A 24,868-nucleotide genomic window follows, 5' to 3' on the forward strand; every position below is an offset into this window, starting at 1 on the left:
GCAATGTTACGCAACAATATGGCGGTCTTTTGCCGAAACTAACCCAGCTTAACGCGGAAAAGTCACAGTATTACTGGCGGTACAATTTCACTGGGCAGTTTTGGCCGGTGACATCACTGCAAAACTGCACCATGTTTTCATTGTCCCATTTGAGGTAATGCGCGTCTTTTTGACCGGTTTGGTCTACCGTATTGCCAAAGCAATCGGTCATGTTGTTGTCACTGACAAACGCCATATTCATTTGTGGCAAGGCCGGTGTTGCTTGAATGTCATAGCGGCCTGTAACCCGTTCTTGGTCACTGGAAACAGCAAATTGGCCATCTGCATCAAAGCTGTAAAGCTCAGAACATTGGGGATTATTCGGTACGGGCATCGCCCATTGTCCCACGATTGAATTTTCTGCCCATGCCAACATCGGTACGGTCAAACACATCACAGCCAATATCTGTTTCAATGCCATTTAGGCCTCCAAATGAATTTCCAAATTATCAATTAAACGGGTTTTGCCCAAACGCGCCGCCGCCAACACCACCACATGCGCGTCTCCGGCATGGGCGATTTGCAAATCGCCCGCATGGCGCACTTCAATATAGTCCACCACCCAGCCTTGGCCTTGCAAGCGGACAATCGCGTTTTGTTCCAATTTCGCATAGTCTTGACGGCCTGCGCGTATCTCGGCGGCCATCTCGCTCAATACTTGGTATAACTGCGGCGCTTGTGCACGTTCGGCTTCGGTCAAATAACCATTGCGACTGGACAAGGCCAAACCATCGGCGGCGCGACCGGTGTCCACACCCACAATGCGGATGTCAAAATTCAAGTCTTCGACAAAACCACGAATCACCGCCAATTGTTGGTAGTCTTTTTTACCGAAACAGGCCACATTGGGCTTCACGATGTTGAACAATTTGCTCACCACCGTGGCCACACCGCGGAAATGACCGGGGCGGAAAGCGCCACACAATTCATTTTGCAAATGCGGTGGTTCCACTTGGTAGCTTTGGCTCACATGTGGGTACAATTCGGCTTCATTCGGTGCGAACAACACTTCCACACCGGCCGCTGCCAATTTGGCCGCATCCGCATCCAAAGTGCGCGGATAAGACATGAAGTCTTCGCCTTGACCAAATTGCAAACGGTTCACAAAAATACTCACCACCACATGCGCAGCTTGCTCTGTGGCTTCTTTCACCAAAGCCAAATGACCATCGTGTAAATTGCCCATGGTCGGCACAAACGCCACTTGGTCCACGCCGCTGCGCCATGCACGCAATTCTTTAATTGTTGTGATAATTTGCATCACTGAAATCCTATTCTGGCAAGCACACAGGCTGTCAATAACCGATATTGACAGCCTGTTACGCTTAGATGACGCGTATCTTACGCGTTAAATTGATGCTCTGCAGCAGGAAATTCAGATTTTTTTACCGCATTGACATAGGCGCTGACAGCGGCCTGTATGCTGTCTTGGCCTTGCATAAAGTTGCGCACAAAGCGGGCAGTTTTACCGGGGAACACGCCCAAAATATCGTGCATCACCAACACTTGACCATCGCACTCCGCGCCCGCACCTATGCCTATGGTTGGGCAAGCGACCGCACGCGTGACTTCTGCTGCCAAAGCCGCAGGCACACATTCCATCAATACCAAAGCCGCACCGGCAGCGTCATGTGCTTTGGCATCGGCCAACAGTGCTTGCGCTGCCATATCGCCTTTGCCTTGTACCTTATAGCCACCAAACGCATTCACCGATTGCGGCGTCAAACCAATGTGGGCACACACAGGTATGCCACGCATTTGCAAGAATTCGGTGGTTTCTGCCATCCACACACCGCCTTCTAATTTGACCATGTGCGCACCGGCTTGCATCAGTTCTACCGCAGCGGCAAATGCCTGTTCTTTGCTTTGCTGAAAGCTGCCAAACGACAAATCGGTCACAATCATGGCGTTTTTATTGCCACGCGCCACCGCACGGGTGTGGTAAACCATGTCGGCCAAGGTCACAGGCAAAGTCGAATCGTGGCCTTGCACCGTCATGCCGAGCGAATCGCCTACCAACAACATGTCCACGCCGGCATCGCTCATCAAACTGGCAAAACTGGCTTCGTAACAGGTCAGCATGGCGATTTTTTCGCCCGCTTGTTTCATTTTATTTAAAGTGCTTACAGTAATCATGTTGTGCTTCTTTTATTGAGGCGTGGTTTCATTCAAATTCAAATAATGACGTGAGCCACGCATGTTTTGCATGGTATTGAGCAATAATTGAAAATGCTCGTCATTGTGAATGAAATCCAATTCATCGGTGTTGGCGATTAACAAAGGCGCATGGGTATACAAATGGAAGAAATGGCTGTATTCATCGTCTACTTGCGTCATGTAACCATTCGGGAACAATTTGTAATGCGCCGATTGTGAGCCATTGCTGTCTTGCTTGTTCGCCGTTTGTTTGCCTTGCAGGTAAATCACCAAATCCGGTACGGGGTATTCGGGCAAGACTTGTTGCTTTACCTGCCAGTATAAAGTGGCTTCATCGTCTTGTAACACGATAGGCACAAAGATTTGGTCTTTTTCCAACAGGAAATCACTGACCACACGTTGGTGTTGCCGGTCTTCTTCCAAGACGATGCTGGCGGCGGCGGCGCGTTCCATCAAAAAATGCAATTGCGTCGCCAAACCATGGTTGGCGGCATTCAAATAAAACTTGGTTAAAAATGGATTTTGTTCTGGTGCCTCACTCAACAATTCACATTCAAAATGCTGTGCCAATTTGCGACTGAGGGCGGTTTTGCCGCTGCCGATTGAGCCTTCAACCACCAAATAGCGATAATCCATGTTGACTCCTAATTAATGTGATGTGGCATTGCCATTCCATGCAGGCACGCTTAAACGCTCGATGTCGCTGACATCCACACCCTGCAACAGCTGCAGCACCGACCCATGCGCTCCCAACTCATGTTTCGGTACAATATCAGCCAATGGAATCAACACAAACCCACGCTCATGTGCGCGTGGGTGTGGCAACACCAAACGTTCTGTTTGCCATTGCTGGCCCGCATAATCAATCATGTCCAAATCCAAGGTGCGCGGCGCATTCTGAAAGCTGCGTTCACGCCCAAATTCGGCTTCTATCTGATTGAGCACCCGCAACAATACCATAGGAGCCAAGCTGGTTTCTATGTGCACTGCCGCATTTATGAAATCGGGTTGATCTGTGTAGCCCACAGGTGCGGTGCGATACAAGGCAGATGCGGCCTGTAAGCTAATGTGCTCTTGTTCGGCTAAGCATTTGATGGCGCGTTGTATTTGCGTCACCGGCTCAGACAAATTGCTGCCCAAGGCGATTAATGCTGACTGCATCATCATGCACTCTCAGATTTGTTGGCGGTTTTCGGTTTGCGACGGCGGCGGCGTTTTTTGGTGGCAGGCGTGCCCTCACCCTCTATCGCCACTGGCTGCGCTTGCACCATGGCAGCGCGCTCATCGTCCGACACCGCTTGGAAATGCTGCCACCACACCACGCTGTCGGTATTGTCCTCACCCACTTCATGACGCAACAATAAGAAATCATAAGCGGCACGAAAACGCGCTTGCGCCAACAAACGAAACGGACGTTGGCCTCGCTGATTGTCAAACTGTGCTTGCATTTGCCAGATTTCACGGCACATGGCGGTCATGCGGTGTGGCAAACCCCAACTGCTGCTGTCCAATTCCACCCGCACTTGCTCTATCGCCTCATTCAAGGCAAATTGGCTTTTCAGGCCGCTGGCGATACAGGCTTGCCACGCACTGCGCACTTTCGGCCACAACAAAGCTGCCAATAAGAAACCGATGGAGACGTGTTTGCCTTGTTTGATACGGGTATCAGTGTTTTCCAAGGCCAATTGTATGAAAGGCTCGTCCAAATCTTGGTCGATCAACACCTGTAAAAATGGGTGTACCGAAGTGTCTATGCCCAAACGGCGGGTATTGTGCAAACAAGCCAAGGCATGGCCTGACAACAATAATTTGATTAACTCATCCACCAAACGGGCGGGTGGCTCTGCTCCCAACCATGGTGAACACTCGGCCATCACCGCCGCGATTGCAGCATCCAATTCAAAACCCAATTTGGTCGACAAACGCAGCGCCCGCAATACCCGCACTGGGTCTTCACGAAAACGCTGTTTGGGCTCACCTATCATCACCAAACGCTGCGCCTTGATGTCGGCAACACCGTGATGGTAATCAATCACTTGATTGGCCATGGCATCGTAATACAAGGCATTGCAAGTAAAGTCGCGGCGTAACGCATCCTCGGCTTGGCTGCCAAAGGTATTGTCACGCATGATGCGACCTTGTTCGTTTTGTGTCACCTCATCGCCGCCACGGTAAGTGGTGACTTCTATGGTTTCCGGCCCCACCATCACATGCACAATGCGAAAACGGCGGCCGATGATGCGGCTGCGTTTGAACAAGGCGCGCACTTCTTCGGGCGTGGCATTGGTGGCAATGTCAAAATCCTTAGGTGTCAAACCCACCATCAAATCGCGCACGCCGCCGCCCACAACCATGGCATCAAAACCACTTTGGTGTAATTGTTTCACTACTTTTTGCGCCGCATTGCTCAAGCGCGACAGACTCAAACCAAAGTCTTTGCCGTCCAAAACCAATGCTGGCACCGTGCTGCCGTCTGCGGCAGCTGTTTTTCTTAACCGCTTATTTGTCATAGATTCCGACGCCTTACAGGACGCCGCTGCTGATTGTATCGGCGTGCATTATACGCTAAATGCTTGCTTTTCATGTTTGAAAACTGCGTTTGTGCCTCATCAAACTACCTAGTCGAGACAAGATTGGTTATAATACGGCTTTATTTACACCTCAGTGTTGGTTGTCCTTAGACCAACCGCATTCGGCAGAACAACTATGTACAACTACCAATCAGAATTCACCCAATTCATGAATGACTATCTGGAGAAAAACCCAGATGTGGCAGAAGGTCGTTTGACCAACCGTGGCAAATTGTGGGACGTGACGTTAAAAGACGAAGAACAAAACAGCTTTGAAGCCGCTGAATTGCCTAAACCTGCTTACACTTACCAAACCAGCGCTGATTAATTGTTGTGACGGTAGAAACATGGAGTATTGCGCCCGAGTTGGCGCAATATTTGCACGCCATAGGCCCCAAAGAACCTGAAGTATTACAACGCTTGCGCGCGCGCAATACTGGGCATCGCTTAGGCAAAATGAGTCTTGCGCCGGAACAAGCACAACTATTGGTGTGGTTGGCCAAACTCACCCAAACCCGCAAATACTTGGAATTGGGTGTGTTCACTGGCTACAGCAGTACCGCCATGGCTTTGGCCTTGCCGGACGATGCGCACATCATCGCTTGCGATTTGAATGCCAGTTTTACCGACTTGGCGCAACAAGTGTGGCAAGAAGCGGGCGTGGCCGACAAAATCGAATTGCGTTTGCAACCGGCTTTGTTCAGCTTACAAGAGTTGTTGGAAGAAGGTCACGCTGGCAGTTTTGACATGGCATTCATCGATGCCGACAAAGCGCCGACGCCGCAATACGTGGATTTGTGTTTGGAATTGGTGCGTGTCGGTGGCATCATCGCCATAGACAATGTTTTGCTCGGCGGGCGGGTGTTACAGGCCACTCAAGCAGACAGTCCACCCAGTGTGAGCATCTTGCAGCAGTTCAACCGCGCCATGCCAGATGACCCTCGTTATGTGGCCATCACCTTACCTGTAGGCGACGGCATGACTTTACTGGTCAAACAAACTCAGGATTGAATCATGATGAAACGCGTTGGATTAAGTGGTGTCGCCTTCAGTGTCTTACTCAGCGCGTGTCAAAGCATCGCCCCTCCATCCAACACGGCCGCCACTGCCACACCCGAGCCTACTGTGGCTGCGGCTTCTGCTCCCAATCCCGATGGCCACATCAATCATGCAGCAACTGCGCCAGCCGTTGAATCAGAAGAAGCGGTGAATGAAGTGGAGATGCTGCAAGAGCATGTGAAACTGCTGGAACAAAACATCACCTTATTGCAAGAGCAAGTGCAGCGTTTGACCCGCCAACAAGTCGGCCTGAACCAAAGCATAGGCGTGTTGGCCAAGAACCAAGGCGTGCGTGCCAACACCACCCACATCGACACCACGGTCTTAAAAACCGACCAAACCTACAGCCGTGCCTATCAGCAATTTCAGCAAAAAAAATACAACCAAGCCATCCAAACCCTGCGCCCATATGCCAATGGTGGTGATGGCAGCAATGAAGCCAGCAATGGCATGTATTTGCTGATGCTGTCGCACAAAAACCTCAAACAATGTGAATCGACCATTGCTGTCGGTCGCCAATTCCAACAGCGCTTCCCGCAACACATTCGTGCGGCTGAGGCTTTGTACAGTGTTGGCCAATGCCAATACGACATGCAGCAAAAAGACATTGCACGCGAAACTTGGAAACGTGTGCGCGTACTCTACCCTCACAGTGCCGCTGCCAAACGCGCGGCACAACAATCGAAATAACAGGAAAGTTTACTATGGTACAAGTGGGCATCATTATGGGCAGCAACAGTGACTGGAACGTCATGCAACATGCTGCAGCCTTCTTACAACAATTTGGCGTGGCGTTTGAATGCAAAGTGGTTTCTGCCCATCGCACCCCGGATTTGATGTTTGAATATGCCGAACAAGCCCGCGCACGCGGCCTGAAAGCCATTATTGCTGGCGCTGGCGGTGCAGCACACTTGCCAGGCATGGTGGCGGCCAAAACCACTTTACCTGTCTTAGGAGTACCGGTTCCGAGTAAGTATTTGCGCGGCGAAGATTCTTTATTGTCCATCGTGCAAATGCCCAAAGGCGTGCCTGTGGCCACTTTCGCCATTGGTGAAGCTGGCGCTGCTAACGCTGCCTTGTTCGCCATTTCCTTGCTCGCCAATGACAATGCCGAATTGGCGGCGCAATTGGCCGAGTTCCGCCACAAACAAGAACAAACCGTTTTGGCCATGGACTTGCCTGAAATCGATATTTAAGGCACGACAAACGTTTACAGGCCGCATTATCGCTTGATTAGCCAAAGGATGCCCGATGAAAACCATGATGTCTGTTGCAGCTGCCACTGTGGCCTTATTGTGTGGTCAATACGCACTGGCAGAAATTGCCGCACCCGCCATAGCGGACAACACCGCACGCATCCGTTTGTTTGGTCAAAACGGCCACGCCAGCGTGGCCCATGTGGGCATAGACTGCAGCAGCAATGTGCGTGGCACCAAAATCAATGTTGGCGGCACTTTAGGCCAAGCCTTTGGCTCACTGGTCGGTGCGTCCAAAAACACCAGTTTGGGACTTGCGGCTACACCGGCCACGGAAAACTTAAAACAGCGCAATGGCATCTTGTCCAAAGCGTTTTATAAGGAAATCGTCGTACCGGCCGGCCTGCCATTGAATGCCAACAGCAGCGCCAACATCATGGGCACTTCGGCCTTGAATCCCGGCGTGAACTATGTCGTCAAAGACCGCAATTATGTGGCCGGTACGGTGTCGTTCATTCCAGAAGCCGGCCATGATTACGAAATTTTGTCGCTGCATGAAGGCCGCAAAGTGTTTATTGTTGTCAATGACATTACCCATGGCGACATGGTCAGCGTGACCACCCAACCCGCTTATACTTGCACATCACAGAAGCAAACATGACTCTCACTACCCCGATTTTACCCCCTGCCCGCTTGGGCATCTTAGGCGGCGGCCAACTCGGTCGCATGTTCACCGTGGCAGCCAAAACCATGGGCTACCAAGTGGTGGTATTGGACCCAGACCCATTGGCACCGGCAGCCGAATTTGCCGATGAGCATTTGTGCGCCGCGTTTACCGATGCCGAGGCTTTGGCCAAGTTGGCACAATGTGCGGCCGTCACCACCGAGTTTGAAAACGTCAACGCCGACGCCATGCGCCAATTGGCACAGCACACGGTGGTATCGCCCAGCGGCGACTGTGTGGCCATCGCCCAAAACCGCATCCATGAAAAAGCATGGATACGCAAAGCCGGTTTGCAAACCGCGCCTTACCAAGTGATAGAAAGCGCCGCCGACATCAGCGAGGCCTCAGCCGAATTCCTGCCGGGCATCTTGAAAACCGCCACCATGGGCTACGATGGCAAAGGCCAAATCCGCGTCAAAACCGTGGCTGAATTACAGGCCGCTTTTGCCGAACACAATGGTGTCGCTTGTGTGTTGGAAAAAATGGTCGATTTGCGGGCGGAAATCTCCGTCATTGTCTGCCGTTTGAACAATGAGCAAGCGCTGTGTTTCGACCCTGCGGAAAACCAACACATAGACGGCATTTTGGCCTATTCCATCGTTCCGGCGCGTTTGCCACAAGCCTTGCAACAACAGGCGCAAACCATGGCCAAACGCTTGGCGGATGAATTGGATTATGTCGGTGTGTTGGCAGTAGAAATGTTTGTGACCGGCGACGATTCAGTATTGGTGGTAAACGAGATGGCACCGCGCCCACACAACTCGGGCCATCACACCCTCAATGCTTGCGTAACCGACCAATTCCAACAACAAGTGCGCTTGATGTGTGGCTTAACCCCTGGCAATACCGCCTTGTTATCGCCTTGTACCATGGCCAATATCTTGGGCGATGTGTGGGGTGACGATGGCAGCGAACCAAACTGGCTCAACCTGCAACAACAAGCCAGCAGCCATTTGCATTTGTACGGCAAAAAGTCGGCACGCAAAGGCCGAAAAATGGGCCACTTCACCACGCTGGCAGACAATGCCGACGCCGCATTACAGGCCGCTCAAGCCTTGCATGGCAGCTTGAAAAAATAAGCATGCTTATATAATGTTATCAGTAACAACAAAAGCAGCCTTAGGGCTGCTTTTTTAATACCCATAGACTTTACAGGCCGCTTATCTTGCTTTACCAATGCATGCAGTAATACATCGCTTGGTCTTTATGTTCTCTGAATCTCATACTGCAAACACTCCTACTCGCCAACCGGCCTTATGTCTACACCGCCAAGGTTTACAAACCACCTAGCCGCTTGTTAAGGTAGGCTGTGCTGCCGCGCGGTTATGTCGCCTCGATGCAAACACAAGATTCGCCTTTTATCCTAAGCCAATGGACACCATATGTGGGAAACTTACCAACACTTTGCCCGACAACATTTTCCTGAACTGTGCCAACAGCGGCCTGTAGACAGCCACAAAGGCACGTTTGGCACGGTGGCCATCATAGGCGGCAATATCGGCATGAGCGGTGCCGTCATCATGGCGGCGCGAGCGGCATTGAAACTGGGTGCAGGCAAGGTCAAAATCGGTTTCGCCCAAGACAGTTTGCCGCTGCCGGTGCTGGAAAACCAGCCTGAAATCATGTTGTATACCGCCGATGCGCTGTTGCAACACCAAGACATCAGCGCTTGGTCTATCGGCTGCGGTTTGGACACGGATACGCGTGCGCTGCATACCATGCACCTTGCGCGCGAACGCTTCCAAACCGATACCCATGCGCAAGTGGTGTGGGATGCCGATGCCTTGAATCTGTTCAGCCTGCATGAGGATTTACAGGCCGCCATTCAAAGCCAACACATCATCACCCCTCACCCTACTGAAGCAGCGCGATTGTTGCACACCACGACCGCCAGCATACAGGCAGACCGCAAGACGGCAGTGGCGCAACTGCAGCAGCGCTTTGGCTGCATCAGCGTGCTCAAAGGCCACCACAGCTTGGTACAGGTCGCAGCACAAAATGCTTATGTGAACCTCAGTGGCAATGCCGGCTTGGCCACCGCCGGCAGCGGCGATATTCTGTCTGGATTTATGACAAGTTTATTGGCACAAGGAATGGATGCAGACATAGCTGCACCTGCGGCCGTTTGGCTTCATGCTGCAGCTGCTGAAGTTTTAGCTTTACAAAAGATCGGTCCTATTGGTATGGTAGCTACTGAGTTGATAGATGCGGCACGTTTCTTGCGTAATCAATTGAGTGTGGCAATTGAGATTTAATTTTTGATTGAACTTATGTTTCATCTGTTTGTCACACTAAGAAGCTAATATGCCCATATCAGCTTTATTGTATAACTTAATGATAATAACCACGAAAGGAATAAATCATGCAACATCGTCGCAGAATGCAGAACTTTCAAGCCTTATTGCAACACACGAACCGCCGTCAATTGGCAGAAAAAACTCAGCCACAACAACCTGCCCAACCGATAGAAACCCACTTGGTCAGCAGCGGTCGTTAAGCCATTCGGCAGAAACACTTAAGTCAGCAACAAAATAGCGCCATTCTTTTGAATGGCTTTTATTTTGCCATTTCCTTGCCACAAAGTTCCTTGCTCTAACTTTATTTTTTATTCATTCAATGTTAATGTTCTAGGGATTGTGTGCTGCAATATAAATGTGTAACCCACATCGTCTATGCAAGAATTTTGTGTACAAAGGAAAAAGAATGAACAAACTGTATCCCGATGCAGCCAGTGCATTGGCTGATGTGATTCAAGACGGCCAAACCTTGGCTGTCGGTGGTTTTGGTTTATGCGGTATCCCTGAAGCCTTGATTGCGGCTTTGCGCGATACCGGCAAAAAAGAACTGACCTGCATCAGCAACAATGCTGGCGTGGATGGTTTTGGCTTGGGCGTGTTATTGGAAACCCGCCAAGTGAAAAAAATGATTTCATCTTACGTCGGTGAAAACAAAGAGTTTGAACGCCAATACCTGTCTGGCGAATTGGAAGTGGAATTGACCCCACAAGGCACTTTGGCCGAAAAATTGCGTTCAGGCGGTGCCGGCATTCCTGCTTTCTATACCCGTACTGGCGTGGGCACACAAATTGCCGATGGCAAAGAAGTGAAAGTGTTTAACGGTCAAGAATACATCTTGGAAGAAACCTTGGTGGCCGATGTGGCTTTGGTCAAAGCCCAAAAAGCCGACAAAGCAGGCAATTTGGTCTTCAACAAAACCGCCCGCAACTTCAATCCAGAATGTGCGATGAGCGGCCGCATCACCATTGTTGAAGTGGAAGAAATTGTGGAAATTGGCGACTTAGACCCAGACCACATCCACTTACCCGGCATTTACGTACAACGCATCGTGTTGAATGCCAACCCTGAAAAACGCATTGAAAAACGCACTTTACGCGACGCTGAATAAGGAGCACAACAATGGCTTGGACACATGATCAAATGGCGCAACGCGCTGCACAAGAATTACAAGACGGTTTTTATGTGAATTTGGGCATTGGTTTGCCTACCATGGTGGCCAACCACATTCCTGAAGGTGTGGACGTGTGGTTGCAATCAGAAAATGGCTTGCTCGGCATCGGCGAATTCCCAACCGAAGCGACCATAGACCCAGATTTGATTAATGCCGGTAAACAAACCGTGACCGCACGCCCAGGCGCCTCATTTTTCTCCAGCTCTGAATCGTTTGCGATGATACGCGGCGGTGCGGTGAACTTGGCGATTTTGGGCGCGATGGAAGTGGCTGGCAATGGCGATTTGGCCAACTGGATGATTCCGGGCAAAATGGTCAAAGGCATGGGCGGCGCCATGGACTTGGTTGGCGGCGTGCAACGCGTCATCGTGTTGATGGAACATTGCACTAAAAAAGGCGATTCTAAAATCTTGCCAGAATGCACCTTGCCATTGACGGGCAAGCAAGTGGTGAACCGCATCATCACCGATTTGGGCGTGATGGACATCACTGCTGAAGGCTTGAAATTGGTGGAATTGGCCGATGGTGTGAGCTTCGATGATTTACAGGCCGCTACTGCAGTACCTGTGTTGAAATAAGCACTTGTCTCAATCAGGCAGCGTTCGCTGCCTGAACTTCTCCGTTCAATTTTTTCTTATCTTGCACTGCAACATTTGTGCTAACATAGCTCCAGCCTCTACTCTAAAGGATGGACTCATGGCAACAGAATTAAGCTCTCAATTAGCAGGTAAAGTCGCTTTGATCACTGGTTCGGCCAGTGGTATCGGTAAAGACATCGCAGAAACCTATGCACAAGCAGGCGCCGCTGTTGGCATCGCCGATTTGAACTTGGCCGGTGCGCAAGCTACTGCCGATGCCATCAATGCTGCCGGTGGCAAAGCCATCGCCATTGAAATGGATGTAACCAGCGAAGAAGCGGTACAGGCCGGCACTCAAAAACTCCTAGATGCTTTTGGTCGCTACGATATTTTGGTTTCCAATGCTGGCATCCAAATCATCGATTCCATCGACAAAATGCCGTACAGCAATTGGAAAAAAATGCTCGACATCCATTTGAATGGTGCATTTTTAACCACACAAGCGGCCTTAAAATCCATGTACGCTCAGCCTGAGCCCAGCACCGTAATTTACATGGGCTCAATACACTCACATCTGGCTTCGCCATTAAAAGCCCCTTATGTGACCGCCAAACACGCTTTATTGGGATTGGCTCGCACTTTGGCCAAAGAAGGCGCTGCTCATGGTGTGCGTTCGTATGTGATTTGTCCCGGCTTTGTGAAAACACCGCTCGTTGAAAAACAAATCCCTGAGCAAGCCCGTGAAAAAGGCATTACCGAAGAAGAAGTGGTGAAAAACGTGATGCTGGGCAACACGGTTGACGGCGAATTCACCACCACCGACGACATCGCACAATTGGCCTTATTCTTGGCCGCCTTCCCTACCGCCGCATTGACAGGTCAATCCTTCATTGCCAGCCACGGTTGGGAAATGAAATAAGGGATACTTATGGCCTTATTAGACACCGTCAAAAAATACGACAGTGTGGCGCTGCTGCTGCAAGGCGGCGGCGCTTTGGGTTCTTACCAAGCAGGCATTTACGAAGGCTTGCACAATGCCGGCATTAAAATCGACCGCATCATGGGCATTTCCATTGGTGCAATTAACTCTGCTTTGATTGCGGGCAATCCACATGGCAAACGCTTGGAAGCCTTGCGCGGCTTTTGGGACAAAATCACCCGCAACAATTACTCACCCAAAGGCGTGAACCCGTTTCGCTACACCCGCAAAACCTTAGAAACTTTGGACCACATTGATTTGTACGGCCATGCCATGCCGTACATCTTTGAAAACGATTTTCTGAAACAGCAATTGCGTGTGGCCGAATCCAGTTTTGAAGCCTTCCGCACCATGCTCGAAGGCCAGCGCGGCTTCTTTAAACCGCGCGGCTTTATCCCGTTTGATGCCACGCCCAATCACCTCAGCTATTACACCACTGACAAACTCAAGGAAACCTTGGCCGAGTTTGTGGATTTGAAACTGCTGAACAATCCCAAAAACATGAAGGTATCGGTGGGTGCGGTAAATGTGCGCACTGGCAATTACACGGTGTTCAGCAATGAAACCATGGAATTGACTTTCGACCACATCATCGCTTCGGGTGCGTTGCCACCGGGTTTTCCGGCGGTGGAAATTGATGGCGATTATTATTGGGATGGTGGTTTGGTTTCCAATACCCCATTGGACGATTTAATCGACAGTCCACAGTCGATTAATCAATTGATTTTCCAAGTGGATTTGTGGGATGCGCGCGGCCAAGTGCCGGAAAACCTGATAGGCATAGATGAACGCATCAAAGACATACAGTATTCAAGCAAAACCCGTTATGCCACCACGGTGATGAAAAAACGCCATACTTTTAATCACTTGGTGAAAGAATTGTTGAAACACATCCCCGAAGACCAACGCACGGCCGCTTGTTTCAAAGAAGCCGAAGCCATGACTTCGGTGGGCTTTACCAATGTGTTTCAATTAATCTACCGCAAAAAAGCGTTTGAACGTGGCCACAAAGACTACGAATTCAGTTCACACACCATGTACGAACATTGGAACACTGGCTTAGACGACATCAAAGCCACCTTGCGCCAAGAGCCTTGGTTTGAGATGTCGACCAATGGTGAAATCTTCGAGCAACACGACATTCATAAAGTGCGTCGTTACAGTTACGACAACGATTTGTAAGCTGTCTGTAACTCTGTATGTATCAAAGCGGCCTGTAAACATTTACAGGCCGCTTTTGTATGCCCTGCACTGATGCAACTTCAATATGAATGGCAATCAACACCCACATCCATAACATCCACATGAAATAATATTTACAATTTATTTTATTTATTAAAAACAAATAGATATAATTTATTTAATTCATTTATCATTTAATTATCGGTATGATTTCACCAAACAGGTGCGCTATTTGCTGTAAGCATTGCCAATAAGTGACCTGTCACCCAAATAAAATATCAAGAGGAAACAATGCAAATGGATCGTGGCCAAGCCTACCAATATGTGTGTGAATTACTGAAAGTGATGTTAAGCCAAAAAAGCAGTGATTTATTCATCACTGCCAACTATCCGCCAGCGATGAAAATCGACGGCAAAATGACCAAAGTAGGCCCGCAAAACCTCAGCCCTGCCCATACTTTGGCCTTGGTCAAATCGGTGATGATGGACAAACAAATACAAGAATTTGAAGCCAGTAAGGAATGCAATTTTGCCATTTCCCCCAATGGCATCGGCCGTTTCCGCGTCAATGCCTTTGTGCAACAAGGCTCTGCCGGCATGGTGATGCGGGTCATCCCGACCGAATTACCGACCATCGATGGCTTGGGCGCACCGCAGATTTTGAAAGAAGTGGTGATGAGCAAACGCGGTTTGTGCATCTTGGTTGGCGGCACCGGCTCAGGCAAATCCACCACTTTGGCGGCCATGGTCGATTACCGCAATGAGCATTCGTTTGGCCACATCATCACCATTGAAGACCCGGTTGAATTTGTGCACCCACACAAAAACTGCGTGGTGATGCAGCGCGAAGTGGGCATAGACACCGACAGTTGGGAAGTGGCATTGAAAAACACCTTACGCCAAGCACCTGATGTGATTTTGATGGGTGAAATTCGCGATGCCGAAACCATGGAGCACGCAATGGCCTTTGCCGAAACCGGCCATCTGTGTTTGGCCACCTTGCATGCCAACAGCGCCAACCAAGCCATAGACCGCATCATCAACTTCTTCCCCGAAGAGCGCCACCAACAGTTGTTAATGGATTTGTCTTTGAATTTGCGCGGCATGATTTCGCAGCGCTTAATCCCCAAAAAAGACAGCAAAGGCCGCGCCGCCGCCGTGGAAATCATGCTCAATACTCCATTGATTTCGGAATTGATTTTCAAAGGCGAAACAGGCGAAATCAAGGAAATCATGAAAAAAAGCCGCGAATTTGGCATGCAAACCTTCGACCAAGCCTTGGAAGATTTGTATAACGACGGCAAAATCAGCTATGAAGAAGCCTTGCGCAATGCCGATTCGGTCAATGATTTGCGCCTGTCCATCAAACTTAAGAGCAATATCAATGAGCCAAACGACCCCTTGTCATCCCTGAATTTAATGGATGATGCCGCCTTAGCAGAATCACTCAATTCATAGGCATAAATTAACCTAATTTAATGCCACAAATGGTCAGAAAACGCATTTGTGGTATTTTTTTCACGCTTCAAAAGCCTGCCCTACCTACCTCTTAGATTCTTACACGACCACTGCCGCTTCAAGTTTGACTCAATATCCCAATTTACATAAAGTGTCTATATTCAGGCACTAATATTGCATATCAATTACATAATTAAATTGCATGTTTTTGATTTTTATCATTGATTTTTCCACATAAAGCTCACATTACAAATCTTTCCTATGCTTTATGTGCTCAATTGAAGGAAGCCAACCATGAATAAGGCATACAAAGTCATCTACAATGAAACCACTGGCACGTATGTGGCCGTTTCAGAATTAGAGACCACACATGGCAAAGCAGCACATTCTATTAAGGGGATTTCATTTGCTCCATTGCGCGCACTGAAACCGTTCAAATGCATCCAACTCAGCCAATTCACACTGGCGACTTTGGGTATCTTTACCGTTTTGGCCATGCCCATGGCACATGCATCTTGGGTCAACCATTCCAGTGGTGGTGGTGGGGTTGCCAATGGGGGTACCAATATCGGCGGTAACGGTTATGGCGATGCCGCCACAGCCAGTTCTATTGCCATAGGTACCAATGATACAAGCGGTCGAGCCTTTGCTCGCGACAATAACACCACCGCAATTGGCGATGCTGCAGATGCCGTCAGCACAGGTGCCACAGCCATCGGCGCCAGCACCCATGCCGAGGGCAACGAATCTACCGCATTGGGTTTTAAAGCCACCACTTACAATGAAGGTGGAACCGCCTTAGGTTCAAAAACCATCGTAAAAGGCGTAGGTGCAACAGCCATAGGTTACAACGCCAATACCGATGGTGCCTCCAGCTTGGCAGTGGGCGCTGATACCGTGGTATTTGGCAATCGTGGCATTGCGATAGGCAGCAAAGCGCAAGCCTTAGCAGCACAAGCGATGGCCATAGGTACCGATGCGCAAGCCTTAGGCACTTACGCCATCGCCATTGGGGACCGCAATATAGCCTCTATGCAAGAATCCATCGCTGTGGGTTTACAAAACAAAGTATTGGGTGAAAAAGCCTCGACTTTTGGTCACCGCAATGTGGTTTATGATTACCATGGTTTGGCAGTAGGCCATGACAGTGTTGTTGATGGCGATGCCAGCGTATCAGTTGGTTCAGAAAGTTTGGTCGCAGGAGCCAACAGTGCTTCATTTGGCAATGACAACAATATTACCGGCACCTACAATACCGTCACCGGTATTAACAATAAAGTCGGCACCTCGACTTACGACGAACCTACCCTCACCTTTAATTTGGGCGATGCCTATGACAATGTTTCCATCTTAGGCTCAAACAATACCGCTTTAAGCAACAATGTCAGCATCATCGGCCTGAATAACACCATCAATAAAGGCTTAGACAATACCTTTATTATGGGTAACGATGTCAATATTGCCACCTCTGCCAATGATGTTTCCAAGGCCAATGGTGCGATATTCAATGGCTCAGTGGCTTTGGGCAATGACACCACCGTAACCGCTCCGATTGCGACCACGTCTTACACCATAGGCGGAGTGACTTACAATTTTGCCGGCATTAAACCTGTGGGTACGGTCAGCGTAGGCGCTTTAGGCAATGAACGTACCATTACCAATGTGGCCGCAGGCCGCATTTCAAACACCAGTACCGATGCCATCAACGGCTCACAATTGTTTGCCTTAGCACAACAAGTCAATTTACAAGCCAATGCCAGCACTTTGCATTATTTAAGTGTTAACGACAATGGTACTCAGGGCAATAACTATGACAATAAAGGTGCCCAAGGTAAAAACTCGGTGGCCATCGGCGTAAACACCTCTACTGCTGCGGCTGCCGACTATGCAGTCGCCATGGGTTACGCCGCTCAAGCCAATGGCATGAATACCATTGCCATAGGCACACAAGCCAAAGCCATAGGCAATGCCAACAACTCCAATACCGTCGTAATCGGCAATACCAGTACGTCTACCAACAGCAATGGCTCGCTCACTTTGGGCAATGGCAATATCACCAACGACAGTATCGAAACCATACAACTGGGTTCTGGCAATAGAGCCGATACTTCGCGCTCGGTTGCCGCCATAGGCGGCCTGAACCGTACTACTGGAAGCTTGGCTTCCAGCATGATAGGCATCAATAACTCATTGGTGGGCTCAAATAGCATCAGCATCACTGGCATCAATAATGATGTCGCTGGTTCGACATTGATCAATGTCAGCGGCTTCAATAACGATGTCACCAACAGCGTTAATAACTCGGTAATTGGTAACAACAATGCCTTAAATTCAGGCACCAATAACTTTATTGCTGGTTTTAACAATACCTTGGGTTCAGGTCTCAGCCAAACCCAAGTCTTGGGTTCTGGCATTACCGTCAGTAACAATGTCGGCTATGGCATCGCCATCGGCAGTGGCTCACAAATCACCCAAAACAATGCCGTGACCTTGGGTGCCAATGCCGTGGCCAGCCAAGTAGGCGCAGTGGCCATTGGTGCCAATTCCGTGGCCAGCACCGCTGCGGGCATTGCAGGTTATGTTCCTGCTTCTGCTAACGCAACCCAAACAACTGCCATTACCAATACCACAAGCACCGCAAGCGCTGTTTCTGTGGGCGATGCGCAAAAAGGTCTGTTCCGTCAAATCACTGGTGTGGCTGCCGGTACGGCTGATTCTGATGCCGTCAATGTGGCGCAATTAAAAGCAGTGGCAACTGCAGCCTCTGGTAACGCCATGCACTATTTCAGCGTCAACGATAATGGCGTAGCACGCAACAACTACAATAACGACGGCGCTACCGCTGTGAATGCCACAGCCATCGGTGCCAATGCTTTGGCCTCCAGTGCCAATGCTTTGGCGCTTGGTCACTATGCCAATGCAACCACCAACTCATCCATCGCCATCGGCACCGCCGCTTATACAGGTGGCGCACGTGCTGTCGCTCTTGGTTTACGTGCCAAAGCCAATGGACAAGATGCAATCGCCATAGGTGCAGCCGATGCTAAGGGTACTTATGCTGTGGCTATGGGTTTTGGAGCCACTGCAGCAGACCATACCGTCGCTATGGGTTATAACGCAAGTGCCTTTGGCTCATCCATCAATAGTGTTTACATAGGTTCTAACGCTGGTGATGGTGCGGCCAATATAGGCGCCAACAACACTGCTACAGGGTATGCATCATTTTCAAATGGCGCAGGTTCATTCAATTCCTATTTTGGCTCTCATTCAGGTAACCGTGCCACCGGTTCTAATAATATTGCTATGGGTCGATATGCAGGTGGTTCTGTATCTGGCGACAATAATATTGCCTTTGGTAATGCCGCGGGCTTTGGGGTAAGTGGTTCGCGCAATATCGCCATTGGTACTGATGCTGGATTAGACAATACCACTGCCAATGATACGGTTTCTTTAGGCACAGGCGCCATGGCAACTGTCGATAAGAGCGTGGCCTTGGGAGCTAATTCAGTCGCAATAGCCGCTGTAGGTACGGCATCCGCCAATTTACTCGGTACAACCTATACCTTTGCAGGTAGCAGTCCAATAGCCAGTGTCAGCGTGGGTGCAAAAGATGCCGAACGCACCATCACCAATGTGGCTGCAGGTCGTATCTCCGAAATCAGTACTGATGCCATCAATGGTTCGCAATTGTATGCAGCCTATGATGCCATAGGCACACTTTCTAGTATGGGCCTGAACTTCACTGGCAACAAAGGCGCTACCGTACACCGTAATTTGGGTCAAACCTTAAGCATTGTTGGTGCAGAAGACGGTACTTTGGTTAGCCCAATCAATTACCAAACCAATACCAAAGCCACCGCAGGTAATTACAGTGCTAAAAACGTCCAAACTGTGACCGGCAGCAATGGTCAAGTGCAAATTCAATTGGCTGAATATCCAGAATTTGTTGGCATTAAAGCCGGTGATGCGGCCGGTAATATTGTGAACATCAATAATACAGGCATCAACATTACCAAAGGCAGCAAAACCGTCATCATCGCTGGCGACAACATTAACTTTGGTGGCAATACCCTCACTGGTGTGAATCCGGGTGAAATCAGTGGTACTTCTACCGATGCCATCAATGGTAGTCAATTGTACAATTTGCAATTGGCCGCAGGTCAAGGCTGGAACATCCAAACCAATGGTGATACCGCTTCTTTGGTGAGTCCCGGAGCCACGGTAGACATTGGTACCAAAACCGGTGAAACCAACATCAAAGTCAGCCGCAATGGCAATACCATAGACTTTGAATTGAACAAAAACCTCGATTTGGGCAGCTCTGGCAGCATCTTATTGGGCAATACCACGGTGAATAACAACGGTGTCACCATCACCGGTGGCCCTAGCATCACCATCAATGGCATTGATGCTGGTGGTAAAACCATTACCAATGTCGCTCCTGGCGTGAGCTTGACCGATGCAGTCAATGTAAGCCAGCTCAACAATTTGGGCAGCAGTTTGACCGCAAGCGGCCTGAACTTCACAGGCAGTGATGGCGGTGTGGTACACCGTGATTTGGGTGCGACTTTGGGCATCGTCGGTGCCAGCAAAGTCGCTGGTACGGTTTATGAAGCAGCAGCCACAGGCACTGCCGGTGACTACAGCTCTAAAAACGTGCAAACTGTCACCGACCCCACTACTGGCAATATCCAAATCCAATTGGCAGAGCGTCCTGAGTTCGATGGCATCAAAGCCGGTGATACTGCTGGCAATGTCATCAATATTGATAACACGGGCATCAATATTGTTAAAGGTGGCAAAACGGTGATTATTGCAGGTGACACCGTCAATTTTGGTGGCAATGTCATCAACAATATTGCCGCAGGTGTGAGTTTGACCGATGCCGTCAATGTGAGCCAGCTTAACAATTTGGGCAGCAGCTTGACTGCAAGCGGCCTGAACTTCACTGGTAATAAAGGCGCTACCGTACACCGTGATTTGGGTCAAACCTTAAGCATTATTGGCGCAGAAGATGGCACATTGGTTAACCCGATTAACTACCAAACCAATACCAAAGCCACCGCAGGCGATTACAGTGCTAAAAACGTCCAAACCGTCACTGGCAGCAATGGTCAAGTGCAAATTCAATTGGCTGAATATCCAGAATTTGTTGGCATTAAAGCCGGTGATGCGGCCGGTAATATTGTGAACATCAACAATACAGGCATCAACATTACCAAAGGCAGCAAAACCGTCATCATCGCTGGCGACAACATCAACTTTGGTGGCAATACCCTCACTGGTGTGAATCCGGGTGACATCTCCAGCACTTCTACCGATGCCATCAATGGCAGCCAATTGTACAATCTGCAATTGGCCGCTGGCCAAGGCTGGAACATTCAAACCAATGGTGATACCGCTTCTTTGGTGAGCCCTGGAGCTACGGTAGACATTGGTACCAAAACCGGTGAAACCAACATCAAAGTCAGCCGCAATGGCAATACCATAGACTTTGAGTTGAACAAAAACCTCGACTTGGGCAGTTCTGGCAGCATCTTATTGGGCAATACCACAGTCAACAATAATGGAGTCACCATCACCGGTGGCCCTAGCATCACCATCAATGGCATTGATGCTGGTGGTAAAACCATTACCAATGTCGCTCCTGGCGTGAGCTTGACCGATGCCGTCAATGTGAGCCAGCTTAATAATTTGGGCAGCAGCTTGACCGCAAGCGGCCTGAACTTCACTGGCAGTGATGGCGGTGTGGTACACCGTGATTTGGGTGCGACTTTGGGCATTGTTGGTGCCAGCAAAGTCGCTGGTACGGCGTACGAAGCAGCGGCCGTTGGTACTGCAGGTGACTACAGCTCTAAAAATGTGCAAACTGTCACCGACCCTACTACTGGCAATATCCAAATCCAATTGGCAGAGCGTCCTGAGTTCGATGGCATCAAAGCCGGCGATACCGCTGGCAATGTCATCAATATTGATAACACGGGCATCAATATTGTTAAAGGTGGCAAAACGGTGATTATTGCAGGTGATACCGTCAATTTTGGTGGCAATGTCATCAACAATATTGCCGCAGGTGTGAGTTTGACCGATGCAGTCAATGTGAGCCAGCTTAACAATTTGGGCAGCAGCTTGACTGCAAGCGGCCTGAACTTCATTGGCAATAAAGGCGCTACTGTACACCGTGACTTGGGTCAGACCTTAAGCATTATTGGCGCAGAAGATGGCACATTGGTTAACCCGATTAACTACCAAACCAATACCAAAGCTACCGCAGGTGATTACAGCGCTAAAAACGTTCAAACCGTCACTGGCAGCAATGGTCAAGTGCAAATTCAAATGGCGGATCGGCCTGAATTTGCTGGCATCAAAGCCGGTGATACCGCTGGCAATGTCATCAATATCGATAACACAGGCATCAACATCGTTAAAGGTAGCAAAACGGTGATTATTGCAGGTGACACCGTCAATTTTGGTGGCAACGTCATCAACAATATCGCTGCAGGTGTGAGCCTGACTGATGCCGTCAATGTGAGCCAGCTTAATAATTTGGGCAGCAGTTTGACTGCAAGCGGCCTGAATTTCACTGGCAGCGATGGCGGTGTGGTACACCGTGATTTGGGTGCGACTTTGGGCATAGTCGGTGCCAGTAAAGTTGCGGGTACGGCTTATGAAGCAGCAGCCGTTGGTACTGCCGGTGACTACAGCTCTAAAAATGTGCAAACTGTGACCGACCCTACTACTGGCAATATCCAAATTCAACTGGCTGAACGTCCAGAATTTGATGGCATCAAAGCCGGTAACACTGCTGGTAACGTGGTGGTGATTGATGATAAAGGCATCAACATCACAGGTGGCAGCAAAACCATCGTGATTGCGGGCAATCAAGTGGATTTTGGTGGCAACACCCTCAGCGGTGTGAATCCGGGAGCCATTTCCAGCACATCTACCGATGCCATCAATGGCAGTCAATTGTATAACTTGCAAATTGCTGCAGGAACGGGCTGGAACATCCAAAGCAATGGCGATACCGCTACCCAAGTAAAACCGGGTGATACTGTGGACATAGGCACCAAAACTGGTGAAAACAACATCAAAGTCACTCACAATGGCAACACAATAGACTTTGAATTGAACAAAAACCTCGACTTGGGCAGTTCTGGCAGCATTGTCTTGGGCAATACCACGGTAAACAACAATGGTGTCACCATCACCGGCGGCCCTAGCATTACCATCAATGGCATCGACGCGGGCGGTAAAACTTTGACCAATGTCGCACCGGGTGTCAACGGTACCGATGGCGTCAACGTTAACCAATTGACCAACTTGGGCAATAGCTTGACCAGCAAAGGCTTGAATTTTGTTGGCAGCGATGGCGGTGTGGTACACCGTGATTTGGGTGCCACTTTGGGCATCGTCGGTGCCAGCAAAGTTGCGGGAACGGCTTATGAAGCAGCGGCCGTTGGTACTGCGGGTGATTACAGTGCGAAAAATGTCCAAACTGTGACTGACCCAACTACCGGTAATATCCAAATTCAATTGGCTGAGCGCCCTGAATTTGATGGCATCAAAGCCGGAAATGCAACTGGCAATGTGGTCACCATTGACAATCAAGGCATTAACATCACCGATGGCAGCAAAACCATTGTGATTGCGGGCAATAAAGTGGATTTTGGTGGCAATACCCTCAGTGGTGTGAACCCGGGAGCCATCACCAATACCTCTACCGATGCGGTTAACGGTAGCCAACTTTACAATGTCCAAACCTTAGCCAGCACTGGCTGGAAGATACAAAGCAATGGTGATGGCGCCACCCAAGTGAAACCGGGTGATACCGTGGACATAGGCACCAAAGTCGGGGAAAACAACATCAAAGTCACTCACAATGGCAATACCATAGACTTTGAACTGAACAAAAACCTCGACTTGGGTAGCACTGGCAGCGTCAAAATGGGCGATTTGACCATTAATAATGGTGGTTTGAACATCGTCAATGGCCCTAGCATTACCATCGACGGTATTGATGCGGGTGGTAAAACCATTACCAATGTGGCACCGGGCAAAAACGGTACCGATGCGGTCAATGTCGACCAATTGGAAGCAGTGCAAACCACGGCGGGCAAAGGTTGGAATTTGCAAACCGATGGTGACCAAGCCAGCCAAGTGAAACCGGGCGATACTGTCGACATTGGCGTGACCAAAGGTGAGAAAAACATCAAGGTCAGCCGCAATGGCAACACCGTTGATTTTGAACTCAACAAAAACCTTGATTTGGGTAGCACTGGCAGCATCGTCATGGGTGATGTGTTGGTGGATGGCAAAGGGTTCACCATTAACAATGGTCCGAGCATGACCGTTAATGGCATCAACGCCGGCAACAAAACCATTACCAATGTCGCCGCCGGTACCGCTTTGACCGATGCCGTGAACTTGAGCCAATTGAATCAAGCCATCGCTGGCTCGAAATACGCTGGCTTGCACGTCCAAAACGGCAGTGACACCATTTTGCCGAATGAAAGCCTCAACATTATTGGCAAAGATGGCACCACTGTGACTTACGACAAGGATTCCAACACCTATACCGTGTCTTCAAAAACCGGCGGCACGGGTACCGGCAGCATGGATGATTGGAATGTGACGGGCAAAGATGGCAAAGGTGGTTCTGTCAGCGTGCCAATTACCGATGGTAAAAACGTCGAATTTGCCGCCGGCAGCAAAAATGTCACCGTGACGCCAACGCAAACCACGACCGGTGCCCAAGTGCAAGTCGACATTGCCAGAGATTTGGACTTGAACAGTGTCACCACCAAAAATGCCGATGGCAGCAGTACCGTCGTCAATGGCAACGGTGTCACCATCAAGGGCAAAGACGGTAAAAACGGCGCCAGCATTACCCAATCCGGCATTGATGCGGGTAACCAAACCCTTACCAATGTGGCAGCGGGTAAGAACGACACCGATGCGGTGAACGTGAGTCAATTGAATGCGGTTAGCAACAACATCAACAACTTGAGCAACCGCATCAATGAGGTAGAAGACAATGCCAACGCGGGTACGGCCACCGCCATCGCCATTGCCAACTTGCCTCAGGCTTACGAACCAGGCGCCCGTGTATTTGCGGTTGCCGCAGGGACTTACGATGGTCAAACCGGTTACGCCGTGGGTTACTCAGCCATTTCTGATGGCGGTAACTGGATCATCAAAGCCTCTGGTACCACCAACTCGCAACAAAAATTCGGCGCGGGTGCAGGTGTTGGTTATCGCTGGAGATAAGCAATAGCATCATCCAAAGCGGCCTGTAATCATTACAGGCCGCTTTTTTGTTTGGCTTTAATACACCTGTAAGGGATATTTCCACCTCAAGATGGCATTCACCTAATGGTTAAACATGTATGGTATTGGGTCACAACTTGCTTCAATCCAGCGTAAGCAAAAAACTCAGCAGCGCACACATGGCAACC

General features: G+C 49.6%; 20 protein-coding genes. 14 read left to right on the plus strand and 6 right to left on the minus strand.

All coding sequences use genetic code 11. From position 1 onward, the window contains the following. Nucleotides 1–70: 70 nt before the first annotated feature. From BN3003_RS17050 to pcnB, 6 genes are all read right to left on the minus strand, one after another. The gene (locus tag BN3003_RS17050) at nt 71–460 is read right to left on the minus strand and encodes a hypothetical protein (protein ID WP_058357814.1); all 390 of its coding nucleotides are present in this window, start codon (nt 458–460) and stop codon (nt 71–73) included. Then, on the minus strand, nt 461–1,300 hold the full coding sequence (gene panC / locus BN3003_RS17055) for a pantoate--beta-alanine ligase (protein WP_058357815.1): 840 nt from the start codon (nt 1,298–1,300) through the stop codon (nt 461–463). It lies immediately after the preceding gene. An 80-nt stretch (nt 1,301–1,380) separates the two neighbouring features. Beyond that, entirely contained in the window at nt 1,381–2,175 is a 795-nt protein-coding gene (gene panB, locus BN3003_RS17060; RefSeq protein WP_058357816.1) for a 3-methyl-2-oxobutanoate hydroxymethyltransferase, read from the minus strand. A gap of 12 nt (nt 2,176–2,187) precedes the next feature. Beyond that, nucleotides 2,188–2,832, minus strand: a complete 645-nt coding sequence (locus tag BN3003_RS17065) for a deoxynucleoside kinase (protein ID WP_058357817.1) — start codon at nt 2,830–2,832, stop codon at nt 2,188–2,190. A 12-nt stretch (nt 2,833–2,844) separates the two neighbouring features. Then, a complete protein-coding gene (folK, locus tag BN3003_RS17070) occupies nt 2,845–3,363 on the minus strand; it encodes a 2-amino-4-hydroxy-6-hydroxymethyldihydropteridine diphosphokinase (protein ID WP_058357818.1) in 519 nt (172 codons plus the stop codon). Further along, on the minus strand, nt 3,360–4,706 hold the full coding sequence (gene pcnB, locus BN3003_RS17075; protein WP_058357819.1) for a polynucleotide adenylyltransferase PcnB: 1,347 nt from the start codon (nt 4,704–4,706) through the stop codon (nt 3,360–3,362). Before pcnB ends, folK begins: the two co-directional genes overlap by 4 nt. Before the next feature lie 196 nt (nt 4,707–4,902). Between pcnB and BN3003_RS17080 the strand changes: the two genes are divergently transcribed. From BN3003_RS17080 to BN3003_RS18715, 14 genes are all read left to right on the plus strand, one after another. After that, complete coding sequence (locus tag BN3003_RS17080; RefSeq protein ID WP_058357820.1) at nt 4,903–5,094, plus strand: DUF3460 family protein; 192 nt, start codon at nt 4,903–4,905, stop codon at nt 5,092–5,094. 5 nt (nt 5,095–5,099) lie between these two features. Next, nucleotides 5,100–5,777 (plus strand): O-methyltransferase, encoded by a 678-nt coding sequence (locus tag BN3003_RS17085; RefSeq protein ID WP_058357821.1) that lies wholly within the window; start codon nt 5,100–5,102, stop codon nt 5,775–5,777. A 3-nt stretch (nt 5,778–5,780) separates the two neighbouring features. Next, entirely contained in the window at nt 5,781–6,515 is a 735-nt protein-coding gene (locus BN3003_RS17090; protein ID WP_058357822.1) for a tetratricopeptide repeat protein, read from the plus strand. Between the two features lie 14 nt (nt 6,516–6,529). After that, on the plus strand, nt 6,530–7,021 hold the full coding sequence (gene purE / locus BN3003_RS17095) for a 5-(carboxyamino)imidazole ribonucleotide mutase (protein ID WP_058357823.1): 492 nt from the start codon (nt 6,530–6,532) through the stop codon (nt 7,019–7,021). Nucleotides 7,022–7,076: 55 nt separating this feature from the next. Beyond that, nucleotides 7,077–7,682, plus strand: coding sequence for a hypothetical protein (locus BN3003_RS17100; protein WP_058357824.1), 606 nt, complete (start codon nt 7,077–7,079; stop codon nt 7,680–7,682). After that, nucleotides 7,679–8,824, plus strand: coding sequence for a 5-(carboxyamino)imidazole ribonucleotide synthase (locus BN3003_RS17105; protein ID WP_058357825.1), 1,146 nt, complete (start codon nt 7,679–7,681; stop codon nt 8,822–8,824). Before BN3003_RS17100 ends, BN3003_RS17105 begins: the two co-directional genes overlap by 4 nt. A gap of 303 nt (nt 8,825–9,127) precedes the next feature. Next, nucleotides 9,128–10,000 (plus strand): NAD(P)H-hydrate dehydratase, encoded by an 873-nt coding sequence (locus tag BN3003_RS17110; protein ID WP_058357826.1) that lies wholly within the window; start codon nt 9,128–9,130, stop codon nt 9,998–10,000. Between the two features lie 107 nt (nt 10,001–10,107). After that, complete coding sequence (locus BN3003_RS19255) at nt 10,108–10,242, plus strand: hypothetical protein (protein ID WP_267886154.1); 135 nt, start codon at nt 10,108–10,110, stop codon at nt 10,240–10,242. 206 nt (nt 10,243–10,448) lie between these two features. After that, on the plus strand, nt 10,449–11,150 hold the full coding sequence (locus BN3003_RS17115; protein WP_058357827.1) for a CoA transferase subunit A: 702 nt from the start codon (nt 10,449–10,451) through the stop codon (nt 11,148–11,150). An 11-nt stretch (nt 11,151–11,161) separates the two neighbouring features. Beyond that, nucleotides 11,162–11,791: a 3-oxoacid CoA-transferase subunit B gene (locus BN3003_RS17120; protein ID WP_058357828.1), complete on the plus strand. Its 630-nt coding sequence runs from the start codon at nt 11,162–11,164 to the stop codon at nt 11,789–11,791. A gap of 118 nt (nt 11,792–11,909) precedes the next feature. Next, nucleotides 11,910–12,710 carry a 3-hydroxybutyrate dehydrogenase gene (locus tag BN3003_RS17125; protein ID WP_058357829.1) on the plus strand — a complete coding sequence of 267 codons (801 nt, stop codon included), beginning with the start codon at nt 11,910–11,912 and terminating at the stop codon, nt 12,708–12,710. A 9-nt stretch (nt 12,711–12,719) separates the two neighbouring features. Next, nucleotides 12,720–13,952 (plus strand): patatin-like phospholipase family protein, encoded by a 1,233-nt coding sequence (locus tag BN3003_RS17130; protein ID WP_058357830.1) that lies wholly within the window; start codon nt 12,720–12,722, stop codon nt 13,950–13,952. Nucleotides 13,953–14,249: 297 nt separating this feature from the next. Beyond that, the gene (locus BN3003_RS17135; RefSeq protein ID WP_058358101.1) at nt 14,250–15,410 is read left to right on the plus strand and encodes a PilT/PilU family type 4a pilus ATPase; all 1,161 of its coding nucleotides are present in this window, start codon (nt 14,250–14,252) and stop codon (nt 15,408–15,410) included. A 294-nt stretch (nt 15,411–15,704) separates the two neighbouring features. Next, nucleotides 15,705–24,680 (plus strand): YadA-like family protein, encoded by an 8,976-nt coding sequence (locus BN3003_RS18715; protein WP_058357831.1) that lies wholly within the window; start codon nt 15,705–15,707, stop codon nt 24,678–24,680. Nucleotides 24,681–24,868: the final 188 nt, after the last annotated feature.

It is taken from the genome of Vitreoscilla massiliensis, assembly GCF_001457815.1.
In the GTDB taxonomy this organism is placed as follows: Bacteria; Pseudomonadota; Gammaproteobacteria; order Burkholderiales; family Neisseriaceae; genus Vitreoscilla; species Vitreoscilla massiliensis.